This is a genomic window from Serratia sp. JSRIV002 (assembly GCF_019968725.1).
Taxonomy (GTDB): domain Bacteria; phylum Pseudomonadota; class Gammaproteobacteria; order Enterobacterales; family Enterobacteriaceae; genus Chania; species Chania fonticola_B.
The window spans coordinates 5,659,514-5,685,047 of record NZ_CP074143.1; the positions used below are offsets into that span (position 1 = coordinate 5,659,514).

Here is a 25,534-nt window from a genome sequence, read left to right on the forward strand (position 1 = left end):
ACTGATATCACGTTGGTTTATGAAAAAAATCACTATTGGCTTAATCGGTAACCCGAACTCGGGCAAGACGACGCTGTTCAACCAGCTCACCGGAGCACGCCAGCGGGTCGGTAACTGGGCCGGGGTGACGGTTGAGCGTAAAGAGGGCCAGTTTACGACGCCGCAGTCGCAGGTTACGCTGGTTGATTTACCAGGCACCTACTCGCTCACCACCATCTCCGAACAAACCTCGCTGGATGAGCAGATCGCCTGTCACTACATCCTGAGCGGCGATGCGGATATGCTGATCAACGTGGTCGATGCCTCCAATCTGGAACGCAACCTCTACCTGACGCTGCAACTGCTGGAGCTGGGTATTCCGTGCATCGTGGCCTTGAACATGCAAGATATTGCCAAGAGCCAGAATATTGAGATCGATGTCGCCGCCCTGGCCGAGCGCCTTGGCTGCCCGGTGGTATCCATGGTTTCCACCAAGGCCGACGGCATTGGCCTGCTGAAACAGACCATCGACAATCACCGCTTCAATGAGTTAAAAGCGCTGGTGGCCTATCCGCCGCTGCTGTTAGACGAAATCGCTACGCTGACCGAGGCCATGCCTCAACAGTTGCCCACCGAACAACGCCGCTGGCTGGCCCTGCAAATGCTGGAGGGCGACATCTACAGCCATCAGTTAGCCGGGAACGCCACCGATCTGCTGGCTCATTCCAGGCAAGCGCTGCAACAGCAGCAGCAGGAAGATCCCGCGCTGGTAATTGCCGATGCCCGCTACCAGTCGATCGCCACTATCTGCGATGCGGTCAGCAACTCCAAGCTGGCATTGCCAAACCGCCTGACGGAGGTACTGGATCGGGTGATCCTCAACCGCTGGCTGGGGGTGCCGATCTTCCTGCTGGTGATGTACATCATGTTCGTATTGGCGATCAACATCGGTGGCGCACTGCAACCAATCTTCGATCTCGGTTCGGCGGCCATCTTTATTCAGGGCATCCAGTGGATCGGTTATACCCTGCATTTCCCGCAGTGGCTGACCGTCTTCCTGGCGCAGGGCGTGGGGGGCGGTATCAATACCGTGCTGCCGCTGGTTCCCCAGATCGGCATGATGTATCTGTTCCTGTCATTCCTGGAAGACTCCGGCTATATGGCGCGAGCGGCATTTGTGATGGACCGCCTGATGCAGGCGCTCGGGCTGCCGGGTAAATCCTTTGTGCCGCTGATCGTCGGCTTTGGCTGTAACGTGCCGTCCATTATGGGCGCACGCACCTTGGATGCCCCACGTGAACGCCTGATCACCATCATGATGGCCCCCTTTATGTCCTGCGGCGCGCGTTTGGCAATCTTTGCCGTATTCGCCGCGGCCTTCTTCGGCCAGGATGGCGCGGGCGTGGTGTTCTCGCTGTATATGCTCGGCATCGTGGTGGCGATCCTCACCGGCCTGGTGCTGAAATACACCATCATGCGCGGCGAAGCATCACCGTTCGTGATGGAGCTGCCGGTTTATCACGTGCCGCATCTGAAAAGCCTGTTGCTGCAAACCTGGCAACGCCTGAAAGGTTTTGTGCTGCGCGCCGGGAAAGTGATCGTGATTGCCAGCATCTTTATTGGCGGCCTGAACAGCTTCTCGTTCAGCGGGCAGCCGGTAGACAGTATCAATGATTCAGCGCTGGCCTCGGTTTCCAAAGTGCTGACGCCATTATTGCAGCCAATGGGCGTACACAATGATAACTGGCAAGCAACCGTCGGGCTGGTAACCGGGGCGATGGCCAAAGAAGTGGTGGTCGGAACGCTCAACACGCTGTACACCGCAGAGAACATCACCAATGAGCACTTCGATGCCGCCAACTTCAACCTGCTTGATGAGCTAGGCACTGCCGTCAATGAAACCTGGCAGGGCCTGAAGAGCACCTTCAGCCTGAGCGTACTCTCCAACCCTATCGAAGCCAGCAAGGGCGATGGTGAGATGGGCGTGGGCTCAATGGGCGTTATGAGTAGCAAATTTGGCACTTCAATCTCTGCCTACAGCTATCTGATTTTCGTGTTGCTGTACGTTCCCTGCGTTTCGGTGATGGGCGCTATTGCACGTGAGTCCAGCCGGGGTTGGATGACCTTCTCCATCCTGTGGGGGCTGAACGTGGCCTATTCGCTGGCAACGCTGTTCTATCAGATCGCGACCTTCAGCCAACATCCGCAATACAGCGCGACAGCGATCCTGATCGTGCTGCTGTTCAATGCGCTGGTACTATTGGGCTTGCGCAAGGCTCGTAGCCGCGTAACGATCCGTTTGCGTAGCGCCACCTCGGCGTCCTGTTGTCAAAGTTCGGGTGACTGCCACTAATGGCCAGCCTGCTGCAAATCCGTGATGCGCTTGCCCTTCGGGGCAGCGCTCAGGCGCAACAGCTGAGTCAGCAGTTGGCAACGCCCTTGCCATTGGTTGAAGCAATGCTGCAACGTTTGACCGCGATGGGGAAAGTTGAACGTATTGAGCTCGATAGCAGCGAATGCCTGAGCGGCAGCTGTAAGAGTTGCCCAGAAGGGCTGGCTTGTAACACGGTGATTTATCGTTTGAAGGGGTGAATACAGGGGCGCAATAGTTTGCCTGCACCCCCTACTTGAAGATTATTGCTTGTCTTTATACACATCCGCTACGGCGCTGAACTTGCCGTGCTCACGGGCAGCCAGCACGACATAGTATTGGCCCCCTTTCTCATCGGCCAGTTTGGACAATTCATCTTTCAAGTCCATCGGATCGGTGGCCTGTGCTGTTGAAGACACGGTACCAATTTTCTCATACTTGCCTGGGTTCTTATCCAGCTCGTCCTTAGTTAGCAAGGTTGCAGCCATCGAACCGAAAGACACTGAACCTACAATCAACGCCGCAACGATCATCTTCAATGATTTCATGATAATACCTCTCAATGGATAAATTGGATTTTTATGAAAGCGACTCACAACAAATGCGTCATCGAGCTTGGCTACTGCGACGTCTAACAGCTTCGTTGCTTTCCCTGACGAAGCTCCCTCTGCCCAGAAACAAATCGCCAAAGTGAAGATTGATAAGCTTATATTCACCTTGTAGCCACGCATTTACCCCTTCAAGTATCGAACAGGTTTAGTTTTTATCCACTTATTGGTTAAAAATTTACCGCCGTTTTGTGCGTTTATAATCTGTAATCAATGAGATATCGCCGCCAGACCGCGCCATTACTCGGTTGCAACAAATTGATTAATAATGTTAGCGAATGCTTCGGGGTGAGAGATAAACGGCGCATGGGCCGCTTTGGCGATCACCTCCGAGGTGGAGTTTGGCCACAATTCATCCAACAGGCTAGCCACTTTGCGCGGCACCAGCCCGTCGAGGTAACCATAAATACGCAGTACCGGCATCGTCAGTGCCGCCAACGATTGGCGTTGATCCACCGTACGTAGCATCTCCAGGCCTCCGTTCAGCACCTCAACGCCCGGTATCGGCTGATTAAGCACTACGGTTTTCAACTGGCGCGCATCCTGACGAGCGCTTTCCGTGCCCAACGTTTGCAACGCCAGAAAACGTTCCACGGTGCGCTGGAAATCATGGCTGAGCTGCTGCTGGAAGCCACTGAGCACCTCCGGGCGGATCCCCGGCCACGGGTCGTGCGCCGTAAAGCAGGGCGAAGAAGCTACGGTGATCAGCCCGGTTACCCGCTCAGGCTGCATAAGGGCGATCTGCCCGGCAACCAATCCACCAAGGGACCACCCCAGCCAATAAGCCTGCTTGGGTGCTGCGGCCAGCAGTATCTCTGCCATCTCCGTTAACGAGACGGCCCCATAGCCCTGGCTGCGGCCATAGCCAGGCAAGTCCACCAGATGTAGGCGAAAATGCGGAGCCAATCGCTCCAATGTGCAACCCCAGACCTCGGCATTCAATCCCCATCCGTGCAGCAGCACAAGATCGCGATCGCCCTCTCCCAGTGTTTTCCAATACAGCTCAGTCATCAGTTATTGTCCTGCTAAAACGGAGGTGACTATGCTACCAATCCACAGCCGCTGTTGGCTATGCCGGCAACCATTACGGCTGATGCAACAGGGTATCTGCAGCTACTGCCTACGCACGTTGCCCGCCAAACCCTCTTGCTGCCCGGTTTGCGGTTTGCCCAGTGGCGATCCCCATCAGCCTTGCGGACGATGTCTGCAAAAGGCGCCCCCTTGGCAAGCCTTGGTATTTGTTTCGGATTATCGCCCGCCCATCAGCACCCTGGTGAAAAATTTCAAATTCCAGCAGACACCCGCACTGGCTCCCACTCTGGCTCGTTTGATCCTGCTGCACTGGCTGCAGGCGCACCGAGAGCAACATCTGAACAGACCGGAGGTGATTTTAGCGGTACCCTTGCAGGATAAACGCTGCTGGCGACGTGGCTATAACCAAAGCGAGCTGTTGGCCCTGCCACTGGCCCGCTGGTTGGGCTGCGAATATCGCCCTGCGGCCTTACGCCGCATCAGGGCAACCGCGCCACAACAGCAATTGATAGCGCGCCTGCGGCGGCGTAATCTGCGTGGGGCTTTTCGTTGTGATGAGAACCTGGCAGGAAAACATGTGGCGCTGCTGGATGATGTGGTTACCACTGGCAGCACCATGGCGGAAATCGCTACACTGTTACAGAAGCAGGGCGTCGCATCATTGCAGATTTGGTGCGTTTGCCGCACGTTGTAGTACCACGGCAATGGGCGTATTATAACCTACTATAGAAGTCAACTATTGAGCTAATGCTATGATCCGTATAACAGATGCTGCACAGGAACACTTTGCCAAGCTGTTGGCAAGCCAAGAAGAAGGCACCCAAATCCGCGTATTCGTGATCAATCCGGGTACGCCGACGGCCGAATGCGGTGTCTCTTATTGCCCGCCAGACGCGGTGGAAGCGACAGATACCGAACTCAAGTTCGAGAAGCTGTCCGCTTACGTCGATGAGCTGAGCGCGCCTTATCTGGACGACGCCGAAATCGACTTCGTCACCGATCAGCTCGGCTCACAGCTGACGCTGAAAGCGCCGAACGCCAAAATGCGCAAAGTTGACGACAATGCGCCACTGATGGAGCGCGTTGAGTACGTGCTGCAATCGCAGATCAACCCGCAGTTGGCTGGCCACGGTGGCCGTGTGACGCTGATGGAAATCACCGACGACGCGTTGGCCATCCTGCAGTTCGGCGGCGGTTGCAACGGTTGTTCAATGGTCGACGTGACGCTGAAGGAAGGGATCGAGAAAGAGCTGCTGCAAAAGTTCCCGGAACTGAAAGGCGTGCGCGATCTCACCGAGCACCAGCGCGGCGAACACTCCTACTACTGATAACTGTCAGGGCGCAATTCCGTTTTGCGCCCTGCCTGTCTCCATCGCGGTCGGTAAGCCGCCCCGATGCATTTAGCCTACCGAAACCTTCCTGCGTCGCTTATCCAAATCCTTCAATAAACGGTTGACCTCAGCATCGTCAAACATCGCTTCCAAGGTCTGGCTCAGCTTGCGCCGCCAGTTCGGGTACTGATCGCTGGTGCCGGGAATATTGACCGGTTCCGCCATATCCAGCCAGTCTTCCGGTTGCAGGCCCAGCAGCGCGCTGGCGCTGTCTGCCACATAGCGTTGCAGACCCCGGTTCAGCAACGGGCTCATGCTCAACAACGAGGCTTTCTTGCCGACCTTTTGCGGTACGCAGCCGTAACGATGCAGCCCGTCCAGTAGCCCTTGCTTGGCCCGTTCACGATCGGCAAACAGCTCTTTGAGCACTTCCGCATCCGGGTATAGCCCCAGTTGCTTGCCGAGCGTCAGATCGCCGCTTTGCCAATAGCCACGCAGCGTTGGCAGATCGTGGGTGGTAATGGTCGCCATTGCCTGCACCGGATAAGACTGCGGCGCACGGAACTGCTTCTCCGCATCGTGCTCGAAATACAGCACCTTGTAGGAATAGACGCCGCTATCACGCAGTTTGCCGACGATCTCCACCGGCACGGTCCCTAAATCCTCCCCAATCACCATGCAACGATGGCGCTGACTCTCCAAGGCCAACAACGCCAGCAGATCGTCAACCGGGTATTTCACATAGGCACCGTGATCGGCCGTTTCACCATAAGGGATCCACCATAAACGCAGCATCGCCATCACGTGATCGATACGCAAGGCGCCACAGCTGGTCATGTTGGCCCGCAGCAAATCGATAAACGGCTGATAACCCCGCGCCACCATCACATGCGGATCCATCGGCGGCAGGCCCCAATTTTGCCCCAGCGGCCCGAGAATATCCGGCGGAGCACCCACCGAGGCTTGCATGCAATACAGCTCGCGTTCACACCAGGTTTCCGCCCCGCCCTCTGCCACCCCGACCGCCAGATCGCGGTACAGGCCAATCGGCATCTGGCACTGCTGGCTTTGGCCGAAGCACTCGGCAAACTGGCTGGCCGCCAACCATTGCAGCCACAGGTAGAAGGTAACCTCATCCTCATGCTGCTTACAGAAGGTTTCCACTGCCGGGCCGTTACCCTGCTGATACTCCTCCGGCCAGGCTGGCCATCCCCACATAGTGCTGTCTTTGGCACTGAGATGGGCATGTAACGCGTCGAACGTTGCCTGCTGATACAGGCTGCTGCCCCCTTCGCCGACGAAGCGCTCAAATTCCTGCTTCAGCGCATCCTGCGGCTTGCGGGCCTGGAAATGCGGGAAAGCCAACTTCAACGCCGCCAGCTTCAGCTGCGTTACCGTGCTGTAGTCCACCAGCTCACTACTACGCGCCTTGGCCAACAGCTTCTGCGTCGCAGCCTTCTGCCACCATTTTTGCGCAGCCTGGCTGAGCTGGAAATCCTCCACCACGTTGACGTCGATATACACCACGTTCAACCAGCGGCGCGAAGACGGGCTATAAGGGCTGGCGCTTTCCGGACTGGCCGGATACAGCGCGTGGATCGGGTTGAGCCCGATAAAGGCGCCGCCGCGTTCACCCACCTCACCGACCATCGCCCGCAGATCGCCAAAGTCGCCAATCCCCCAGTTACGCTCGGAACGCAGCGTGTAGAGCTGTACACAGGCTCCCCACAGCTTCTTGCCGGTCAACAAGGCATCCGGCTCGTAGCAACGCTTGGGGGCGACAATCAGCCGGCAGGCCCATTGCTGCTCCCCCTGTGACAACGTGAGCTGGTGATAACCCAGCGGTAACTTGCCAGGCAGAGTCAGGGTTTTGTGCGCACTGGCACGGCCTTCTTGCTGGCTACCGTCCTCACGCAACAATACCCACTGAAACTCGCCATCTCCCCCCAGCGGCAGCGCCACCGGGTTACCATGATAAAAGACTTTAACCAGCGGCAAGGGAGCCGTTGACGGCTGCAACGACGCCGGGTTCATCGCCGCCAACAGCTTGCGTTTGGTTTCCGGCGAAATCGCCTGGCGTTGGCCGTGGGCATTGATGTAATCGGCAGCAATCCCAGCCTGGGCTGCTACCTGATCGATACCTTTACTCATTCGCACTCCTTAACGCTTGGCTTGCCAAATGCGTTGCTGATAGTCACGGATCGAACGATCCGAGCTGAACATGCCGACGCGCGCGGTGTTAAGGATAGTGCGGCGCGTCCATTCGTCGCGGTCACGATACAGTTTGTCTACCTGCCGTTGAGCTTCGCAGTAGGAAGCAAAGTCCGCCAGCACCAGATACGGATCGCCACCTTCCAACAGGCTGTGCAGCATCATATCGAAGGCGTGCTTGTCACCGTGACTGAATGCGCCGCTAGCCAGTTCATCCAGGATTGCCTTCAGGTGTTTGTCTTTTTTGCGATAGCTCAGCGGATCATAACCCTTGGCCAACAGCGCTTTGACCTGCTCCACGGTGTTGCCGAAAATAAAGATGTTGTCCTCGCCGACCTGCTCGGCGATCTCGACGTTGGCTCCGTCCAGCGTGCCAACGGTCAGTGCGCCGTTCAGCGCCAGCTTCATATTCCCGGTGCCCGACGCTTCTTTACCGGCGGTGGAGATCTGCTCGGAAATGTCCGCCGCCGGGATCATCAGTTCAGCGACGGAAACGCGGTAATCAGGGATGAAGGCCACTTTCAGGCGATCTTTGACGATCGGATCGTTATTGATCTTCTCTGCGGCCTGATTGATCGCATAGATGATGTTCTTCGCCAGGTAATAGCCCGGCGCGGCTTTGGCACCAAACAGGAATACGCGTGGCACGATGTCCAGATCCGGGTTATCCCGCAGCTGGCGATACAGCGAAAGAATGTGCAGCAGGTTCAGATGCTGGCGCTTGTACTCGTGCAGGCGTTTGATCTGCACGTCGAAGATCGCGTCTGGATTGAGCGTCAGCCCCATTACGCTCTGCACGTAGTTGGCGAGGACCACCTTGTTATCGCGTTTAATCTGCTGGTACTTCTCGCGGAAAGCGGCGTCTTCAGCGTATTTTTCCAAGCCCTTCAGCGCATCAAGATCGTTGGCCCACTCCACTTTCAGGGTGGTATCGATCAGGCCTGACAATGCCGGGTTACACTGCTTGAGCCAGCGGCGCGGCGTAATACCGTTGGTGACGTTGTGGAATTTGTTCGGCCACAGCTGGTGATATTCCGGGAACAGATCTTTTACCACCAGGTCCGAGTGCAGCTGGGCCACACCGTTCACCGCAAAGCCGCTGACCACGCACAGGTTGGCCATGCGCACCTGCTTGTTGTGGTGCACCGCCAGCTTGGCCCACACTGCCTCATCGCCCGGCCAGTGTTGGTCTACCAACCGCTTAAAGTTGGCATTGATCTGCTTGATGATAGAGAAGTGGCGCGGCAGCAGGCTGCGGACCAGTTTCTCATCCCAGCACTCCAGAGCTTCCGGCATCAGGGTGTGGTTGGTGTAGGCAAAGGTCTTGCTGGTGATCGCCCAGGCCGCATCCCAATCCAGTTGGTGCTCATCGAGCAGAATACGCAGCAGCTCTGGAATGGCGATGGTTGGGTGGGTGTCGTTGAGTTGGATCACTTCGTACTTCGGCAACTCTTCAATCTTGCGCCCGGCCAGATGGTGCTTACGCAGAATATCGGCCACCGAGCAGGCACACTGGAAATACTGCTGCATCAGGCGCAGGCGTTTGCCAGCCTGATGGTTGTCATTCGGATAGAGCACTTTGGTCAGCTTGGCGGCTTCTACGCCCTGCTTTTCCGCCTGCAGGAATTTGCCGTCGTTGAAATCCCCCAGATCGAATGGATGACTATGCGTTGCCTGCCACAGTCGCAGCGGCTGAGTGACTCCGTTACGGAAGCCCAGCACCGGCAGATCCCAAGCTTCCCCACGCAGGGTAAACTCCGGGTGCCACAGTTCGCGGCCATCGGCCAGTTTCTCTACCTTACCACCAATCCCGACATCCACGGCCAACGCCGCATTATGGCGGAACCACGGGTAGCTCTCGCGCTGCCAGTTATCCGGCGCCTCTTGCTGATGCCCCTCTTTGAACGACTGACGGAACAGCCCGTATTGATAGTTCAGCCCATAGCCGGTAGCCGGTTGCTCCACCGTGGCCATCGAGTCCAGGAAACAGGCGGCTAAACGCCCCAGGCCACCGTTACCTAACGCCGGATCGGTTTCCTGCTCCAACAGATCGGCCAGCTTGACGTCCTGCTCTGCCAACGCCGCCTCAACGGTGTCATACCAGCCAAGGTTGATCAGGTTATTGGCCGTCAGGCGGCCAATCAGGAATTCCATCGAGATGTAGTTTACATGGCGCAACGACTTGCTGCTTTTACGCGGTGCAGGCTGCGCGGCCAGCTGTTCGGCGAGAGCGGCACTTACGGCCTCCCACCATTGATGCTGAGTCATCTGCTGTGCGGAGCTGAGGCCAAAACGCTGCCACTGACGAGTCAGTGCAGCCAGAAAAACGTCCTTTTTGAGCATAGGCTGTGACATAGGTAAAACTCTCTATCCGGTGTACCCGTCGTCTTTCAAGCGGCAACTTGAGTTCCATTGGGTAGTAAATGGGCCAATTTTTTCACTATCGTGCCGGGGAGAACCCGCAATGGCATCATCCCGCCTGGGGATTAGCTGGGGAGGAGGATTGGGGCGTAGCTGAAACTGTGATCTCAGGCACTTTTTAAGCCCCCTTGCGTGCGGTAAGAAAGCCCATCGATATCACCGGTGAGCATAAAATCGACGGCAAACCTTAGGACGTTAGCACAGTTATGATAGCTGATGAAGTTTTGTACTCGTCCACTAACGGCCGAAAAACAGGGTAATTTCTGAGGGTAATCAGGCGCGATGTAAAGCGCAGTTAGAGCTGAACCGAGGGCAAACATAAAAAAGTGTGATCAATAGCAATTTAACTTCAAGCCAAAGCGCAAGCTTGTTGCATTACCGTTGACGATGTTCGAAGTTAAAGAGGGGGATTAATTACGAGCTACAAAATAATTAACTCAACCCGGTCCCGAGACAGGAACACGGTGAAATAAATTCCTTCGGGCAGTCCTTCGGCGGCGGGAACCGCACTTTACACCTGGAATATTATGCTGATCCCATCAAAACTGAGCCGTCCGGTACGGCTGCAAAATACCGTGGTACGCGATCGTCTGCTGGCGAAGCTGGCTGGTGCGGCTAACTATCGCCTGACATTGGTCAATTGCCCGGCAGGATACGGTAAGACCACGCTGGTGGCACAATGGGCCGCGGGCAAATCGGATCTGGGGTGGTACTCTCTGGACGAGAGCGACAACCAGCCGGAGCGCTTCGCCAGCTATCTGATCGCCGCGCTGCAACAGGCTACCACTGGCCACTGCGTGAAAAGCGAGGCATTAAGCCAGAAACACCAATACGCCAACCTTTCGGCGCTGTTTGCCCAGCTGTTTATCGAGCTGTCTGACTGGCACCAGCCGCTGTACCTGGTGATCGACGATTACCACCTGATCACCAATGACCAGATCCATGAAGCAATGCGTTTCTTCCTGCGCCACCAGCCAGAAAATCTGACGCTGCTGATCCTTTCCCGCACTCTGCCTCCCCTGGGGATCGCCAATCTTCGCGTACGCGATCAGCTGTTAGAGCTGAGCACGCGCCAATTGGCTTTTAATCATCAGGAGGCGAAACAGTTCTTTGACTGCCGCCTTACCTCCCCGCTGGAGCACAATGACAGCAGCCGTCTGTGTGACGAAGTGGAGGGGTGGGCAACCGCCTTACAGCTAATCGCGCTCTCCGCCCGCCAATCCACCTCTTCCGCTCAGCAATCTGCCAAACGTCTGGCCGGGCTGAACGCCAGCCACCTGTCCGATTATCTGGTGGATGAGGTGCTGGATCGCGTTGATGCCGATGCCCGCGCGTTCCTGTTGCGCTGCTCGGTTTTGCGTTCGATGAACGACGCGTTGATCGTTCGCCTGACCGGGGAAGACAACGGCCAGCAGCGCCTGGAAGAGCTTGAGCGCCAGGGCCTGTTTATTCACCGTATGGACGACACCGGCGAGTGGTTCTGTTTCCACCCGCTGTTTGCCTCGTTCCTGCGCCAGCGTTGCCAGTGGGAATTGGCGCTGGAACTGCCAGGCCTGCACCATGCGGCGGCAGAAGGATGGCTGGCGCTCGGGTACCCGGCGGAAGCCATTCACCATGCGTTGGCAGCCAGCGATGTCAGCATGTTGCGCGATATCCTGCTGCAACATGCCTGGTCGTTGTTCCATCACAGCGAACTGGCCTTGCTGGAAGAGTGTCTGAATGCCCTGCCGTACGAACGGCTGATCCAGAACCCGAAACTGGCGCTGCTGCAAGCCTGGCTGGCACAAAGCCAACACCGTTACAGCGAAGTGAATACCCAACTGGAACGCGCCGAACAGGCCATGCTCCAGCAAAAGATCGTCATTGACCAGACTCTGCATGCTGAATTTGACGCGCTGCGTGCTCAGGTGGCGATCAACGCCGGTAAACCGGAAGAGGCCGAACGCCTGGCCACCGAGGCGCTGAAATTCCTGCCGCTATCCAGCTATTACAGCCGCATCGTGGCCACCTCCGTTACCGGTGAGGTTCACCACTGCAAAGGGGAACTGGCACGGGCGCTGCCCATGATGCAGCAAACCGAACAGATGGCTCGCCGCCATCAGGCTTATCACTATGCGCTGTGGGCGCTGTTGCAGCAGAGCGAAATTCTGATCGCGCAAGGGTTCCTGCAAGCCGCCTATGAAACCCAGGATAAGGCCTTCGAACTGGTGCGTGAACAGCATCTGGAGCAGTTACCGATGCACGAATTCCTGCTGCGCATCCGATCACAGGTGCTCTGGTCTTGGTCACGGTTGGACGAAGCCGAAGAAGCGGCACGTGAAGGGCTAAAGGTGTTGGCTAACTACCAGCCGCAGCAGCAGTTGCAATGCCTGGCGATGTTGGCGAAATGCTCGCTGGCGCGTGGCGATCTGGATAATGCCAATGCTCACCTGCTGCGCAGCGAAGTCCTGCTGCATGGCTCGCAGTATCACCGAGACTGGCTGACCAATGCCGATAAACCCAGGGTGATCCACTGGCAGATGACCGGGGATACCACCGCAGCGGCCAATTGGCTGCGCAATACCGAAAAACCGGGGATGGCCAATAACCACTTTACGCAGGGGCAATGGCGTAATATCGCCCGTGTCCAGATCCTGCTTGGGCAGTACGAAGAAGCCGAAGTGGTGTTGGACGAGCTGAACGAAAATGCCCGCCGCCTGCGGTTGGTGAGCGATCTCAACCGTAACCTGCTGCTCAGTAACCACCTCTACTGGCAGATGGACCGCAAAGTGGACGCCCAGCGCGCGCTGATAGAGTCGCTCTCACTGGCTAACCGCACCGGGTTTATCAGCCACTTTGTGATCGAGGGAGAGGCCATGGCGCAGCAACTGCGTCAACTGATCCAGCTCAACACGCTGCCGGAGATGGAACAGCATCGCGCCCAGCGTATTCTGCGCGATATCAACCAGCATCACCGACACAAGTTCGCTCATTTTGACGAGAACTTCGTTGATAAGCTGCTAACTCACCCGCAAGTACCAGAATTGATCCGCACGAGCCCGCTGACACAGCGTGAATGGCAGGTGCTGGGCCTGATTTACTCCGGTTACAGCAACGATCAGATTGCCGGGGAACTGGCCGTGGCGGCCACCACCATCAAAACCCATATCCGTAATCTGTATCAGAAACTGGGGGTCGCACATCGCCAGGAAGCGGTGCAGCAAGCACAGCAGTTGCTGAAAATGATGGGTTATGGCGCTTAGACCAACGTATTCTTAAGGTAACACGCCCCTCTCCCCTGTACATTCCCAAGGAAAAGGGGCTATTCCTGCCACAGTGTAGCCTTTGCTTTTAACTGCAGCGCCACGATTGCCAACTGGTGATGTCATCGCTGCCCATAATAGGCATCAGACCCATGCTTACGGCTGAAATGCTTGTGTTGTAAATGGGCATCGAGAGGGCGTAATGCCGGGTTGATACCACAACTGATCCAGGCCATGCGCGCCACCTCTTCCAGCACCACCGCATTATGTACCGCCTCGTCCACGGTAGAGCCCCAACTGAACGGGCCATGCTGATAAACCACAATGCCGGGCGTATGCATGGGGTCATGTTCACCCAACGTTTCCACAATTACCCGCCCGGTTTCCAGTTCATATTCCCCTTCAACCTCCGCCACCGTTAAGCCACGAGTGCAAGGAATATCTCCCGCAAAGTAATCAGCATGCGTGGTGCCAAGCGCCGGGATCGCCCTGCCTGCCTGCGCCCAGGCGGTAGCGTGCGTGGAATGGGTATGAACAATTCCCCCCAATTGCGAATAGCGCCGATACAATGCCAGGTGAGTTGGCGTGTCGGATGATGGACGCCAGCGCCCTTCCAGCACTCGCCCCGCCAAGTCCACCACCACCATATCTTCAACCTGCATCTGCTCATAGGGCACTCCGCTCGGTTTGATCACTATTGCCCCGCGCTCACGATCTATACCGCTGACGTTTCCCCAGGTGTAGGTCACCAAACCTTGTGCAGGCAGAGCCATATTGCCGGCATAGACCTGCTGTTTCAGCTGCTCCAGCATCATTCTCTCCTATGAAATAACCATCCCGGCCTTGGCCATACTCTCCACCACCCAAGCACGCGCTGCCTTTACTTCACGGATCGGGTCTGCAGCCTCCCCGCTCCACATCTCGATGAGATATGGGCCGCAATAACCGCTTTGCAACAACGCGGTAAAGCAGCGTTCAAAATCCACGATCCCCTCTCCGAAAGGTACGCCCTTGAACACGCCGGGCTGCGTATCTTTCACATGCACCGCCACAATATGACCGCGCCCAGCCATTAACTCCATTGGCACGTCGTTATCCCAGGCCGATAGATTGCCGACATCCGGGTAGATCTGGAACCAGGGGTTATTCAAGAAATGGACGTAGCCCAGAGCCTTGCTGATGGAATTCATCAGCGGATAATCCATGATCTCCATTGCCAGCATGACCTGCGCCCGGCTAGCCATGACCACCGCCTGCTGCAACGCCGCGCGGAATCTGGCCCTGGTATTATCGTTGGCCTGCTGATAGTAAACATCGTAGCCCGCCAGTTGAATCACCCGGATACCCGTATCTTGCGCCAGCCGGATGGCCTGTTGCATGATCGCCAAGCCTTGCTCGCGTACCTCATCATCTTCGCTGCCCAGCGGAAAGCGCCGGTGAGCGCTCAGGCACAGAGAAGGCACACGCACTCCACTGCTAACTACCGCATTCACCAGCGCCAAACGCTGTTCCTGGCTCCAGCCCAGGCGGGCCAAACGCGGGTCGCTTTCATCGATCGACATTTCGACAAAATCAAACCCCAGCTCACGCGCCAGATTCAGGCGCGTGAGCCAGTTTTCACCCGCAGGTAGTGCCTTTTCGTAGATGCCCAAAGGAACGGTTTGCTGCAACATAATCGTCAGCCCCACAGTTGTGCAATGGCGCGTTTGAACTCGCGGGCGCTGGCCACGGGATCGGCGGCATCACGAATGCTGCGGCCAGCAATAAACACATGGATTGGAATGCCCTTGAACAGCGGCAGATCTTCCAGAGCCAATCCGCCGGTCACGGTGACCTTGAAGCCCATGCTGGTCAGGCGTTTGATGGCGCTGATATCCGCATCGCTCCAGGCAACCCCGGCGGCCTGCGCATCACGGCTGCGGTGGTAAACCACTTGCAGGATCCCCGCATCACGCCACTCCTGCGCCTGTTCCCAGGTCCAGAAACCGGTCAGCTCAATCTGCACATCACCGTTAAACTCTTTGGCTACCTCTAACGCCCCTTTGGTGGTGTTGATATCGGCACAGCAGATCACCGTAACCCAGTCGGCATTAGCCTCAAAGCACATGCGTGAGAGGATCTTGCCAGCGTCGGCAATTTTGGCATCCGCCAGTACGATGCGGTCTGGATAAAGCGCCTTCAGATCGCGCACCGCACGCACCCCTTCGGCCACACACAGAATGGTGCCAACCTCGATGATATCGACCTCGTTGGCGATCAGACGCGTGGTACGATAAGCATCATCCATCGACTGGTTATCCAGCGCGACCTGCAACATCGGTAAAGTGTTTGCCATCTTGCTTACTCTCCTTGGTGTTCTGCCACAGCGGCAGAAGTCAGGTTAATCAAATCCACTACCTGCTGTGGCGTACGGCAGGCTCGCAGGCGATCAAAGTTGGCCTCATCCTCAAACAGGTTAACCACCTGTAAGATGCCGACCTCCTGATGCGTTTTGGCATCCACCGCCGCCATGGTGATCAAGATATCGATGGGGTCGTTGTCCTCATCGCCAAAACAGACCGGCGTTTTCAGCGTGACCAGAGCAAAACCGGTTTTTAATACCCCTTCCTCCGGCCTGCCGTGAGGCATTGCCAGCCCCGGAGCCAACACAAAATACGGGCCAAACTGCTCAACCCCGGCCAGAATGGCGTTGAAATAGCGCGGCTCGACTACGCCGGCCTCCACCAGCAGATCGACACCAATCTTCACCGCCTGCTGCCAGTCTTGCGCCTCTGCCTGCAACAAAATCGACTGATTGTGCACCAGCGAATCACTCAGTTTCATTACCGTTGCCTCACTTGATGTCTTTGGAGAAGTGAGCGCCAATCACCTCCATCAGCTTGGGGCCGAAATCGGCGGCAGACAGCATATTGCGCACCCCCACGACATACTTGTTGCCACTGACGGTGATTTCATCCGCCACGTGGGTGGAAGCAATGATGATGTCGGCACCGCTCAGTTCGGATTTGTACTCCCCTACTGCGCAGCTGTTGACCGTATGGTCTACGCCCTGCTGGGTGAGGAACTGGTCGACTTTCATTTTCATGATCATGGAACTGCCTTGCCCACAACCGCATACCGCCAGAATTCGTACTGTCATGATGTGCTCTCCAGTTAATTTGAAGCTGATTCGGTGAGTTGTTTTTCCGCATCTTCCTCCGCGCGCAGCGTGCGCCCGGCGAAGAACATGTACAGCAGCGCAATAATCACCACCACGCCCATAAACCACAGGCCGAAACTCAGGCCCTGCATCAGCGGCGGAGCCAGGATTGACCAGTCCGCCATGCCCATCCAGGCACTGAGCCCGGTCAGTTTGATGGCCCACACGCAGCCAAAGATTTCGATCATCCCCATCACCAGGCAAATCTTCATCGCCGCACGCCAGCCGCCGAAATGGTTGGCAAACACGCCGATGGTGGCGTTGGAGAAAAACATGGGAATAAAACCGGGAATGATCATGATGGAGGAGCCGACCGCCAGCAGTACGCCCACGGCGATCAGTTGCCCCACCGTGCCCCACATAAAGCCCCACACCACGGCATTGGGCGCAAAGCTGTAAATGGCGGCGCAGTCGATGGCCAGCACGGCCCCAGGGATCAGGCGTTGAGAGATACCGTTGAAGGCTTCGGTCAGTTCGGCAACGAACATCCGCACGCCCTGAACGATGATGAAGATGGCGACGGCAAACATCAGGCCGGTTTGCAGGATGTAGATCGTCCAATGGGTTTTACCCGCCATCTGTTGCAGGGTATCCAGCCCGAAAGAGCAGAGGATGATGCCAAAGAACACCGTCATCACGATGGCGGTAGAAACGATATTGTCGTGGAAGATATTCAGCCAGCCGGGCAGCTTGAGGTCTTCCACGCTGTCCTCTTTTTTACCGAGATAAGGTGCCACCTTATAGGCTACCCAGGAGGCGAACTGCTGCTGGTGACCGATGGAAAAACCGCTGTTTTCCGTCACCGACTGGGTTGGCTTGAACATCATGTTGGAAGTGATCCCCCAATACAGCGAGGCGATCAGGGCACTACACAATATGGTGGTCCACATGTCGTAGCCCGAGATGTAGAAGAACACCGCGATCAACCCCACCTGCTGGAACATGATATGGCCCGTCAGCATGATGGTACGGATACCGGTGATGCGCCGCAGCAAGACGTAGACAATATTCAGCGCCAGTGCCAGCAATACCGCATAGCCCACCCAGCTGTAAGCATCCCCCATCCGTTCAATGGTCGCCATCATCGAGGCATAAGTGTCGGAGATGGCACCGTTGATGCCATAAACCTCAGAAAGCTTGGCCACCACGGGTTTGAAGGTGCCGGTCAGGATGCCCGAACCGGCCTGTAACAGCATAAAGCCGATGATGGTCTTGATGGTGCCTTTGATGATCACCGCCGCGCTTTTGCGCAGCAACAGATAGCCCAGCAGCGTAACCAGGCCCAGTAGTAGCGGGGCATTGGTCATCACCTGATTAAAAAAGACGGTGAAGATGGTGTAGAGGGTTTCCATACGGCTCTCCATGTAGCGTTTATGCGCCGTAGGGAACGCCGCTGGTCGCTAGAACAGTGCGTCACCGTAACGCAGGGACAGGCTTACCATAGCAATCATAGTGAATCACCAAAAGATCATAAATGATTATTTGTGAACAACCTCGCAAGTTATATGGAAAAAGTCTGTGCATTCAACGAGCCGAGTTGAGAAGCATTCCATTACCCATTGAATTAAATACAAGTTAATGATTAAACCACTGAACATAAGGCCGGTGAATGGCAGCGAAAAGCCGGTTTACTAGCGATTAAACACCGGTTGCCAGCGCGCATAAACGGTGCTAAATTCAGCAAAACAAGTCACAACAAATCATTAAATGATGATTTGTGATTAAATATGATGTAGCCACCCCTGAAAATGAGGAATAAATCATGAGTAAAGTCGCCACCATTACCCGCGAGTCATGGATCCTGAATACCTTCCCGGAGTGGGGCTCCTGGCTGAATGAAGAGATTGAGCAGGAACAGGTTGCCCCCGGCACCTTCTCCATGTGGTGGCTGGGATGTACCGGTATCTGGTTAAAATCAGAGGAAAATGCCAACCTGTGTGTCGATTTCTGGTGCGGTACCGGTAAGCAGAGCCATGCTAATCCGCTGATGAAAACCGGCCACCAGATGCAACGCATGGCCGGAGTAAAAAAGCTGCAGCCTAATCTGCGCACCACGCCGTTCGTCCTCGATCCCTTTGCCATCAAACAGATTGATGCGGTGCTAGCCACTCACGATCATAATGACCATATCGACGTCAACGTTGCTGCGGCAGTGATGCAGAACTGTGCCGCCACGGTGCCCTTTATTGGGCCGCAGAGCTGCGTGGACATCTGGCTTGGCTGGGGAGTACCGGCAGAGCGTTGCATCGTGGTGAAACCTGGTGATGTCATCAAAATCAAAGATGTAGAAATCCACGCATTGGATGCCTTCGACCGCACAGCGCTGATCACCTTGCCGGTGGAGCAAAAAGCAGCAGGTATGCTGCCAGACGGTATGGATCAGCGGGCGGTCAACTACCTGTTCAAGACCCCTGGCGGCAATCTTTACCACAGCGGGGATTCCCACTACTCCAACTATTACGCCAAGCACGGTAACGATCACCAGATCGACGTGGCGCTCGGCTCCTATGGCGAAAACCCACGCGGCATTACCGATAAAATGACCAGCGCCGACATTCTGCGCATGGCGGAATCGCTCAATGCCAAGGTGGTGATCCCGTTCCATCATGATATCTGGTCGAATTTCCAGGCCGATCCACAGGAAATCCGCGTGCTGTGGGAAATGAAAAAGGACCGGCTGAAATATGGCTTCAAGCCGTTTATCTGGCAGGTGGGGGGCAAATTCACCTGGCCGCTGGATAAAGACAACTTTGAATACCACTATCCACGCGGCTTTGAAGATTGCTTTACCCTTGAGCCGGATCTGCCGTTTAAATCCTTCCTGTAACGGTTAGGCATGAGAACGGGACGCCGGTGCAGCTTTATGCGCACTTCTGCACATGAATGATTCAAATCATCAGCAGGTGAGCATATAATCACGGTATATCCCCTGACGATGGGGTAACGTTCTCATTTCTCGACGGAGCCTGCATGACCGAATCCCAGCGCCATAATGCCATTCTCGATCTCTTACAGCGTAAGGGGCAAATCTCCGTGGCTGATGTGATTAGCGCCTTTGAGATCTCACCGGCAACCGCGCGCCGCGACATCAATAAGCTCAATGAGACCGGCAAACTGCGCAAGGTGCGTAACGGTGCCGAAGCCACCAGCACCCCGCGCCCCACCTGGACACCGCTCAATATCCATCAGACTCAGCATCTAGATGAAAAGATGCGTATCGCCAAAGCGGCCGCCCAGCTTTGCCAGGCAGGGGAGAGCGTGGTGATCAACTGCGGTTCGACTGCGTTCCTGCTGGGGCGCGAGATGTGCGGTAAAGAGGTACAGGTGATCACCAACTACCTGCCGCTGGCCAATTACCTGATCGAGCGTGAACACGAAAGCGTGGTGATTATGGGCGGCCAGTATAATAAAAGTCAGTCGATCACCCTGGCACCGCAGGACGGCGATGCCACCCTGTATGCCGGGCATTGGATGTTCACCAGCGGTATCGGCCTCACCAGCGACGGACTGTATAAAACCGATATGCTCACCGCCATGGCCGAACAGAAGATGCTGAACTACGTCGGTAAGTTGGTAGTGTTGGTCGATAGCAGCAAGGTCGGGCAACGCGCGGGTATGCTGTTCAGCCGCACCGAGCAGATCGGCATCGTCATTACCGGGCGCGATGCCGATCCGGCGATAGTCAAGCAACTGCGCCTGCAAGGGGTGGATGTACAGCTGGTTTAACCTCTATGCCGCTGCCCTGCTATCTATTTTTGTCATCTTGGGGGATTTCCCAAGATGAGCATTAATCCTCCTTTTGTTCAGCAACCTATAGTTTAGAGAATGTATAGAGCTGGATATATCCACCAAATAAATAGGTCGAGCAATATCACTGGCGGTCAATCTAAAGCCCGCCTGTTTTCTCATGACATTATCGTTTCATCTGGGTACTATTGCGGCAAATTTCCATAGGGAGTTGGGATTGTGGCAATAAACAGCAAAGCACTTATTACAGCCGGAATTTATCTTATTGGCTCTCAAGCCATGGCGAGCACGGATACCCTCATCGATTATAGTTCTCGGCCCGACGCCGGGGTTTATCTGGGGAATCAGGTTGCCGCATCAACGTTATTTTCTCATACCTTGCACCAAAGAAAGACCGCGCCAGGGGACAGTCAATTCTGGATGCGCGTTTCGGGTTATCACAGTAAGGATCTGAGCGCGGGCGATAACGGCTTGCCCGTCGATATGGATCGTCAGGTCTTTATGCTTGGCGGGGATTTGCTGGCCTTGGATAACAACAAAGAAGAGTGGACGGCAGGCCTGATGACCGGCTACGGCCACGCCAAGAGCAGCGCTAACAACGCCACCCTCTCATCCGAAGGTAAAGTCGACGGCTATTCTATCGGCGCTTACAGCACCTGGTATCAGGATAAGAAAAAGCATTCTGGGGCGTATGTGGATTCCTGGCTGCAATATGCCTGGTTTAACAACAGCGTGACCTATGCCCAAGGCAAGCAGAATTATGACAGCACCGGTTTTAGCGCCTCGCTGGAAACCGGCTATGCCTTGCAGCCGTTTTCGGCACTCGAATTAATTATCGAACCACAGCTGCAGATTATTTATAACCGCTTCGATGCCGATAATTATCAGGACCCAGCGGGCGTCTATATTCATCAGGCAGATGCGCCAAACTTTACTTCACGCGTCGGCATTCGCTGGTATAGCGATCAAGACGATTATACCACCGCCTATCTCGCCACCAACTGGTGGCATAATAGTGGCAAGAACGCGGTCAACTTTAATGATACGCGGGTAGAATCCAACTCCCTGGATGATCTGTTTGAGGTCAAGTTAGGCCTGCATTCGCCTAGTACTTACAACATGCAGCTGTGGTTTGAAGGCGGGATCACCCTGGGAGCCAACAGCTACCAGGATTACGGCGGCACCTTGGGTGTGAGCTATCGCTGGTAATAACGCTAAGGCTTGTAAGTCGGCGGGGATAAAGTCCCTGCTGTTGCTCTGGTCTAAATCCAGCCAAAGTTGGATACAATACCGGCATTCCCCATTACCCGGTATTTTGCAGTTATGGAACAGTTTGAAACGATCGACGTTGTGCAAGCACACCAACGCCTGAAAGACGGTAGCGCCGCACTGGTTGATATCCGCGATCCACAAAGCTTTGAAGCTGGGCATACGCCAGGCGCTTTTCATCTGACCAACGCCACCCTGTCCGCCTTTATGCAGCAGAACGAGTTCGATCGCCCGGTGATGGTCATGTGCTATCACGGCAACAGCAGCCGCAGCGCCGCGCAGTATCTGCTGCATCAGGGGTTTGACGCGGTTTACAGTATTGATGGCGGCTTTGAGGCCTGGGCCCGCCAGTTCCCACAGGACGTCGAGACCTCCGCCTAATCCCCTTTTGGCCGCCTTTCTGGGCGGCCAATTGCTGAATTCTGCACTGTTTTTGTCAGATCCCTTCCCTGCGCTCAGGATTTCAACGGTATAATCAGCCGCCAATGCCATCGGCGGTTTTGCCCGTGGCCAAAGTCATCTACTTAGACGGAAAATCTATGGTTCGAGTGATCGCCGTTTCCAACCCTCGCCTGGCGCAGGCCTTTGTCGATTACATGGCAACGCAGGGGGTTGTACTTGAAGTCCGCGCAACGGGCGATGCAGCCGAAATCTGGCTGGCGGATGAAGCCCATCTGGAACAGGTGCAACACGAATTGCAACAGTTCCTGCTCGATCCGTTCAACCGCCGCTATCAGGCCGCCAGTTGGCAGGCAGGCAGCACCGATGCCGGTCTACAGTATCAACAGTTTTCTTACCTGCAAATCATCCGCAGCAAGGCCGGGCCACTGACGCTGACGGTGATGAGCCTGTGTATTCTGGTCTATATCCTGATGCAGGTGCTGGGTGATGATACCGTCATGTTCTGGCTCTCCTGGCCGCAAAACAGCTCGCAATATGGCCAGCTGTGGCGCTGGGTCAGCCATGCGTTTCTGCACTTCTCGCTGCTGCACATTACCTTTAACCTGATGTGGTGGTGGTATCTTGGTGGTCCACTGGAAAAACGCCTCGGCACCGGCAAACTGTTTGTGATCGCCGTAGTGTCGGCCTTTTTCAGCGGCTGGGCGCAGTCGTTGTTCAGCGGTGCGCTGTTCGGCGGGCTTTCCGGGGTAGTTTACGCGCTGATGGGCTACGTCTGGCTGAGCGGTGAACGCGCACCGGAACGCGGTTTGAACCTGCCAAGGGGCTTGATGGTCTTTTCCGCGCTCTGGCTGGTGGCCGGTTATTTCGATATTTTAGGAATGTCGATCGCCAATGCGGCACACGTTGCCGGTTTAGTGATAGGGTTATTAATGGCATTCTGGGATACGCGGCATCGCGCGCACAACGAACAATAACAACCAGGCACATCGGTGTATTAGGGGAATATCGTGAAGCAAACACAGCGTCATGACGCAATTATCGAATTAGTGCGCCTACAGGGATATGTCAGTACGGAAGAGCTGGTGGAGCACTTTGCCGTCAGCCCGCAAACCATTCGCCGTGATTTGAATGACCTGGCCGATCAGAACAAAATACAGCGTCATCACGGTGGCGCTGCGTTACCGTCCAGTTCGGTAAACACCGCTTATCACGATCGCAAGGTGATGTGGTCGGAAGAGAAAGCCCGTATCGCCCAGCGCGTAGCCAGCCAGATACCGGACGGTGCCACACTGTTTATCGATATTGGTACCACCCCGGAAGCGGTAGCCCACGCCTTGATGGGCCATAAAAATCTGCGGGTCGTCACCAATAATCTGAACGTGGCCACCCTGCTCACCGCCAAAGAGGACTTCCGCCTGATCCTGGCCGGTGGTGAGGTCCGTACCCGTGATGGCGGCATCATGGGCGAAGCCACGCTGGACTTTATCTCCCAGTTCCGCCTTGATTTCGGCATTCTCGGCATCAGCGGTATCGATATGGATGGCTCGTTGCTCGAATTCGACTATCACGAAGTGCGAACCAAACGCGCGATTATCGAAAACTCCCGCTGCGTAATGTTGGTTACTGACCACTCCAAGTTTGGCCGTAACGCGATGGTGAACCTGGGGAACATGAACCTGATCGACTATCTGTTTACCGATCAGGCTCCGCCACCCAGCGTGATGAAGATTATCGAGCAGTACGACGTACAACTGGAACTCTGCTGATCGCCCCTCACCCTAACCCTCTCCCACAGGGAGAGGGAACCGATCGAGTCCGCTGAACCTCCCCCACACTTTCCGCAGCAGCACCGGCTTACCCACGACACCGGACTGACTCCCTCTCCCTCTAACAAGAGCTTATGGCGTTCTCGATCCCTCCGTGGGAGAGGGTTGGGGTGAGGGGCTTCCCCAACACCAATGCCCCTAATACCCCTTCTATTTGTATACCTACTATCACCAAACTGTTATCTCTATCACGCAAGAATGTTTTTGTTTGGTTAACTCTTGGCTTGCTTGTTGGTTTCCGATTACAATAATGAGCGAAAACGAACATAAAAGAGCTATTTCGAACACCAGGAGGAAGTTAACGTGGAAACCAAAGACTTGATCGTTATCGGTGGCGGTATCAACGGAGCCGGCATCGCAGCCGATGCAGCCGGGCGTGGGCTGTCCGTACTGCTGCTTGAAGCGCAAGACTTGGCCTGTGCTACGTCTTCCGCCAGTTCAAAACTGATCCACGGTGGCCTGCGCTACCTGGAACACTACGAGTTTCGTCTGGTCAGCGAAGCGCTGGCCGAACGTGAAGTGCTGCTGAAACTGGCACCGCACATCGCCTTCCCAATGCGTTTCCGCCTGCCGCACCAGCCCCATCTGCGCCCGGCCTGGATGATCCGCATCGGCCTGTTCCTGTACGATCATTTGGGCAAACGCACCAGCCTGCCAGGCAGTAAAGGTTTGCGCTTTGGACCAGACTCCGTTCTGAAGCCGGAATTAAAGCGCGGTTTCGAATATTCTGATTGTTGGGTAGACGATGCGCGCCTGGTCGTGCTGAATGCCCAAGCCGTGGCCGAACGCGGTGGCGAAGTGCGCACCCGCACCAAAGTGACCCGCGCCTGGCGCGAAAATGGTCTGTGGATGGTGGAGGCCATCGACGTCGACAGCGGCAAAACCTTTACCTGGCGCGCCAAAGGCCTGGTAAATGCCACCGGCCCATGGGTAAAACATTTCTTCGACGATGGCCTGAAGCTCAAGTCTCCTTACGGTATCCGCCTGATCAAAGGCAGCCATATCGTGGTACCTCGGGCACATAACCAACCACAGTCTTATATCTTGCAGAATGAAGACCACCGTATCGTGTTTGTCATTCCGTGGCTGGACGAGTTCTCCATCATCGGCACCACCGACGTGGAATACCACGGCGATCCGAAAGACGTGAAGATCGACGATAACGAAATCAACTATCTGTTGAAGGTGTATAACGATCACTTTAAAAAACAGCTGGGCCGTGACGATATCGTCTGGACCTACTCTGGCGTACGCCCGCTGTGTGATGATGAATCTGATTCACCGCAGGCCGTCACTCGCGACTATACGCTGGATGTGCATGACGAGCAGGGCAAAGCCCCACTGCTTTCCGTGTTCGGTGGCAAACTCACCACCTACCGCAAGCTGGCCGAGCATGCGATGGAGAAATTGGCTCACTACTATCCTGGCTGTGGCCCGGCGTGGACCAAAAACGGTTCCCTGCCAGGGGGCAATATTGACGGCGATCGCGATAGCTATGCCGCTAAACTGCGCCGTCAGCACGGCTGGATGACAGAGTCTCTGGCTCGCCGTTACGCTCGCACCTATGGCAGCCACAGCGAAATGATCCTGGCCAATGCCAATAGCCTGAGCGATTTGGGTGAAGACTTTGGCCATGACCTGTACGAGGCTGAACTGCGTTATCTGGTAGAGAAAGAGTGGGTTGTCGAACTGGATGATGCCCTGTGGCGCCGTACCAAACTGGGGATGTGGCTCAGCGAAGAGCAGCAGGCGCGGGTGAAAACCTGGTTGGCAGACAATGCCAAACCAAAAGCGTTGTCATTGGCATCTTGATTGAGGTGTGAGTAGACGGGCGCAGCACGCAGCGCCCCTATGGCATACGGTACGTAATAAGTTAAATTCAAGGGCCGGTGATCC

General features: G+C 55.7%; 22 protein-coding genes. 12 read left to right on the forward strand and 10 right to left on the reverse strand.

Annotation, left to right across the window (positions count from 1 at the left end):
* Positions 1–19 precede the first annotated feature (19 nt).
* Together feoB and KGP26_RS26580 are read left to right on the forward strand one after the other, a co-directional pair.
* Complete coding sequence (gene feoB, locus KGP26_RS26575) at positions 20–2,332, forward strand: Fe(2+) transporter permease subunit FeoB (RefSeq protein ID WP_021807450.1); 2,313 nt, start codon at positions 20–22, stop codon at positions 2,330–2,332.
* Positions 2,332–2,571: a FeoC-like transcriptional regulator gene (locus KGP26_RS26580; RefSeq protein WP_021807449.1), complete on the forward strand. Its 240-nt coding sequence runs from the start codon at positions 2,332–2,334 to the stop codon at positions 2,569–2,571. Before feoB ends, KGP26_RS26580 begins: the two co-directional genes overlap by 1 nt.
* A gap of 42 nt (positions 2,572–2,613) precedes the next feature.
* On the opposite strand, the gene KGP26_RS26585 is transcribed toward KGP26_RS26580, so the two are convergent.
* Positions 2,614–2,898: a YdgH/BhsA/McbA-like domain containing protein gene (locus tag KGP26_RS26585; protein ID WP_021181721.1), complete on the reverse strand. Its 285-nt coding sequence runs from the start codon at positions 2,896–2,898 to the stop codon at positions 2,614–2,616.
* Positions 2,899–3,198: 300 nt separating this feature from the next.
* Positions 3,199–3,969 (reverse strand): pimeloyl-ACP methyl ester esterase BioH, encoded by a 771-nt coding sequence (gene bioH / locus KGP26_RS26590; RefSeq protein ID WP_179253424.1) that lies wholly within the window; start codon positions 3,967–3,969, stop codon positions 3,199–3,201.
* A 31-nt stretch (positions 3,970–4,000) separates the two neighbouring features.
* On the opposite strand from bioH, the gene gntX reads away from it, so the two are divergent.
* Both gntX and nfuA read left to right on the forward strand, forming a co-directional pair.
* Positions 4,001–4,684, forward strand: coding sequence for a DNA utilization protein GntX (gntX, locus tag KGP26_RS26595; RefSeq protein WP_179253425.1), 684 nt, complete (start codon positions 4,001–4,003; stop codon positions 4,682–4,684).
* Positions 4,685–4,742: 58 nt separating this feature from the next.
* Positions 4,743–5,318, forward strand: a complete 576-nt coding sequence (nfuA, locus tag KGP26_RS26600; protein WP_021181724.1) for a Fe-S biogenesis protein NfuA — start codon at positions 4,743–4,745, stop codon at positions 5,316–5,318.
* 72 nt (positions 5,319–5,390) lie between these two features.
* Here the strand turns inward: nfuA and malQ are convergent, their stop codons facing one another.
* Together malQ and malP are read right to left on the reverse strand one after the other, a co-directional pair.
* Entirely contained in the window at positions 5,391–7,472 is a 2,082-nt protein-coding gene (malQ, locus tag KGP26_RS26605) for a 4-alpha-glucanotransferase (protein WP_021807446.1), read from the reverse strand.
* A gap of 9 nt (positions 7,473–7,481) precedes the next feature.
* Positions 7,482–9,887, reverse strand: a complete 2,406-nt coding sequence (gene malP / locus KGP26_RS26610; protein ID WP_223536593.1) for a maltodextrin phosphorylase — start codon at positions 9,885–9,887, stop codon at positions 7,482–7,484.
* 593 nt (positions 9,888–10,480) lie between these two features.
* Between malP and malT the strand changes: the two genes are divergently transcribed.
* Positions 10,481–13,195 carry an HTH-type transcriptional regulator MalT gene (gene malT / locus KGP26_RS26615; RefSeq protein WP_021807443.1) on the forward strand — a complete coding sequence of 905 codons (2,715 nt, stop codon included), beginning with the start codon at positions 10,481–10,483 and terminating at the stop codon, positions 13,193–13,195.
* Between the two features lie 122 nt (positions 13,196–13,317).
* Here malT and KGP26_RS26620 read toward each other — a convergent pair whose 3' ends face one another.
* The 6 genes from KGP26_RS26620 to ulaA are packed head-to-tail and all read right to left on the reverse strand — an operon-like array spanning position 13,318 to position 17,746.
* The gene (locus KGP26_RS26620) at positions 13,318–14,004 is read right to left on the reverse strand and encodes an L-ribulose-5-phosphate 4-epimerase (protein ID WP_115159432.1); all 687 of its coding nucleotides are present in this window, start codon (positions 14,002–14,004) and stop codon (positions 13,318–13,320) included.
* Between the two features lie 12 nt (positions 14,005–14,016).
* Positions 14,017–14,868: an L-ribulose-5-phosphate 3-epimerase gene (locus KGP26_RS26625; protein WP_021181730.1), complete on the reverse strand. Its 852-nt coding sequence runs from the start codon at positions 14,866–14,868 to the stop codon at positions 14,017–14,019.
* Positions 14,869–14,873: 5 nt separating this feature from the next.
* Complete coding sequence (locus KGP26_RS26630) at positions 14,874–15,530, reverse strand: 3-keto-L-gulonate-6-phosphate decarboxylase UlaD (RefSeq protein WP_021181731.1); 657 nt, start codon at positions 15,528–15,530, stop codon at positions 14,874–14,876.
* A 5-nt stretch (positions 15,531–15,535) separates the two neighbouring features.
* The gene (ulaC, locus tag KGP26_RS26635) at positions 15,536–16,018 is read right to left on the reverse strand and encodes a PTS ascorbate transporter subunit IIA (RefSeq protein ID WP_021181732.1); all 483 of its coding nucleotides are present in this window, start codon (positions 16,016–16,018) and stop codon (positions 15,536–15,538) included.
* 10 nt (positions 16,019–16,028) lie between these two features.
* Positions 16,029–16,334 (reverse strand): PTS ascorbate transporter subunit IIB, encoded by a 306-nt coding sequence (ulaB, locus tag KGP26_RS26640; RefSeq protein ID WP_094981671.1) that lies wholly within the window; start codon positions 16,332–16,334, stop codon positions 16,029–16,031.
* 14 nt (positions 16,335–16,348) lie between these two features.
* On the reverse strand, positions 16,349–17,746 hold the full coding sequence (gene ulaA, locus KGP26_RS26645) for a PTS ascorbate transporter subunit IIC (protein WP_021181734.1): 1,398 nt from the start codon (positions 17,744–17,746) through the stop codon (positions 16,349–16,351).
* A gap of 410 nt (positions 17,747–18,156) precedes the next feature.
* Between ulaA and ulaG the strand changes: the two genes are divergently transcribed.
* The 7 genes from ulaG (at position 18,157) to glpD (ending at position 25,450) form a co-directional block, all read left to right on the forward strand.
* A complete protein-coding gene (gene ulaG / locus KGP26_RS26650) occupies positions 18,157–19,221 on the forward strand; it encodes an L-ascorbate 6-phosphate lactonase (RefSeq protein ID WP_094981673.1) in 1,065 nt (354 codons plus the stop codon).
* 143 nt (positions 19,222–19,364) lie between these two features.
* A complete protein-coding gene (gene ulaR, locus KGP26_RS26655; RefSeq protein ID WP_179248669.1) occupies positions 19,365–20,120 on the forward strand; it encodes an HTH-type transcriptional regulator UlaR in 756 nt (251 codons plus the stop codon).
* A gap of 300 nt (positions 20,121–20,420) precedes the next feature.
* Positions 20,421–21,350, forward strand: coding sequence for an autotransporter outer membrane beta-barrel domain-containing protein (locus tag KGP26_RS26660; protein WP_094981675.1), 930 nt, complete (start codon positions 20,421–20,423; stop codon positions 21,348–21,350).
* A 114-nt stretch (positions 21,351–21,464) separates the two neighbouring features.
* Entirely contained in the window at positions 21,465–21,791 is a 327-nt protein-coding gene (gene glpE / locus KGP26_RS26665; RefSeq protein ID WP_021807441.1) for a thiosulfate sulfurtransferase GlpE, read from the forward strand.
* 158 nt (positions 21,792–21,949) lie between these two features.
* The gene (glpG, locus tag KGP26_RS26670) at positions 21,950–22,786 is read left to right on the forward strand and encodes a rhomboid family intramembrane serine protease GlpG (RefSeq protein WP_021807440.1); all 837 of its coding nucleotides are present in this window, start codon (positions 21,950–21,952) and stop codon (positions 22,784–22,786) included.
* Positions 22,787–22,819: 33 nt separating this feature from the next.
* Positions 22,820–23,578 carry a DeoR/GlpR family transcriptional regulator gene (locus tag KGP26_RS26675; protein WP_021181740.1) on the forward strand — a complete coding sequence of 253 codons (759 nt, stop codon included), beginning with the start codon at positions 22,820–22,822 and terminating at the stop codon, positions 23,576–23,578.
* Positions 23,579–23,941: 363 nt separating this feature from the next.
* Entirely contained in the window at positions 23,942–25,450 is a 1,509-nt protein-coding gene (gene glpD, locus KGP26_RS26680; protein ID WP_021807436.1) for a glycerol-3-phosphate dehydrogenase, read from the forward strand.
* Positions 25,451–25,534: the final 84 nt, after the last annotated feature.

What these genes read in the sequence shown, in the direction of transcription:
- feoB (WP_021807450.1), top strand. Translation starts at nt 20, where the DNA reads ATGAAAAAAATCACTATTGGCTTAATCGGTAACCCGAACTCGGGCAAG.
- KGP26_RS26580 (WP_021807449.1), top strand. Translation starts at nt 2,332, where the DNA reads ATGGCCAGCCTGCTGCAAATCCGTGATGCGCTTGCCCTTCGGGGCAGC.
- KGP26_RS26585 (WP_021181721.1), bottom strand. Translation starts at nt 2,898, where the DNA reads ATGAAATCATTGAAGATGATCGTTGCGGCGTTGATTGTAGGTTCAGTG.
- bioH (WP_179253424.1), bottom strand. Translation starts at nt 3,969, where the DNA reads ATGACTGAGCTGTATTGGAAAACACTGGGAGAGGGCGATCGCGATCTT.
- gntX (WP_179253425.1), top strand. Translation starts at nt 4,001, where the DNA reads ATGCTACCAATCCACAGCCGCTGTTGGCTATGCCGGCAACCATTACGG.
- nfuA (WP_021181724.1), top strand. Translation starts at nt 4,743, where the DNA reads ATGATCCGTATAACAGATGCTGCACAGGAACACTTTGCCAAGCTGTTG.
- malQ (WP_021807446.1), bottom strand. Translation starts at nt 7,472, where the DNA reads ATGAGTAAAGGTATCGATCAGGTAGCAGCCCAGGCTGGGATTGCTGCC.
- malP (WP_223536593.1), bottom strand. Translation starts at nt 9,887, where the DNA reads ATGTCACAGCCTATGCTCAAAAAGGACGTTTTTCTGGCTGCACTGACT.
- malT (WP_021807443.1), top strand. Translation starts at nt 10,481, where the DNA reads ATGCTGATCCCATCAAAACTGAGCCGTCCGGTACGGCTGCAAAATACC.
- KGP26_RS26625 (WP_021181730.1), bottom strand. Translation starts at nt 14,868, where the DNA reads ATGTTGCAGCAAACCGTTCCTTTGGGCATCTACGAAAAGGCACTACCT.
- KGP26_RS26630 (WP_021181731.1), bottom strand. Translation starts at nt 15,530, where the DNA reads ATGGCAAACACTTTACCGATGTTGCAGGTCGCGCTGGATAACCAGTCG.
- ulaC (WP_021181732.1), bottom strand. Translation starts at nt 16,018, where the DNA reads ATGAAACTGAGTGATTCGCTGGTGCACAATCAGTCGATTTTGTTGCAG.
- ulaB (WP_094981671.1), bottom strand. Translation starts at nt 16,334, where the DNA reads ATGACAGTACGAATTCTGGCGGTATGCGGTTGTGGGCAAGGCAGTTCC.
- ulaA (WP_021181734.1), bottom strand. Translation starts at nt 17,746, where the DNA reads ATGGAAACCCTCTACACCATCTTCACCGTCTTTTTTAATCAGGTGATG.
- ulaG (WP_094981673.1), top strand. Translation starts at nt 18,157, where the DNA reads ATGAGTAAAGTCGCCACCATTACCCGCGAGTCATGGATCCTGAATACC.
- ulaR (WP_179248669.1), top strand. Translation starts at nt 19,365, where the DNA reads ATGACCGAATCCCAGCGCCATAATGCCATTCTCGATCTCTTACAGCGT.
- KGP26_RS26660 (WP_094981675.1), top strand. Translation starts at nt 20,421, where the DNA reads ATGGCGAGCACGGATACCCTCATCGATTATAGTTCTCGGCCCGACGCC.
- glpE (WP_021807441.1), top strand. Translation starts at nt 21,465, where the DNA reads ATGGAACAGTTTGAAACGATCGACGTTGTGCAAGCACACCAACGCCTG.
- glpG (WP_021807440.1), top strand. Translation starts at nt 21,950, where the DNA reads ATGGTTCGAGTGATCGCCGTTTCCAACCCTCGCCTGGCGCAGGCCTTT.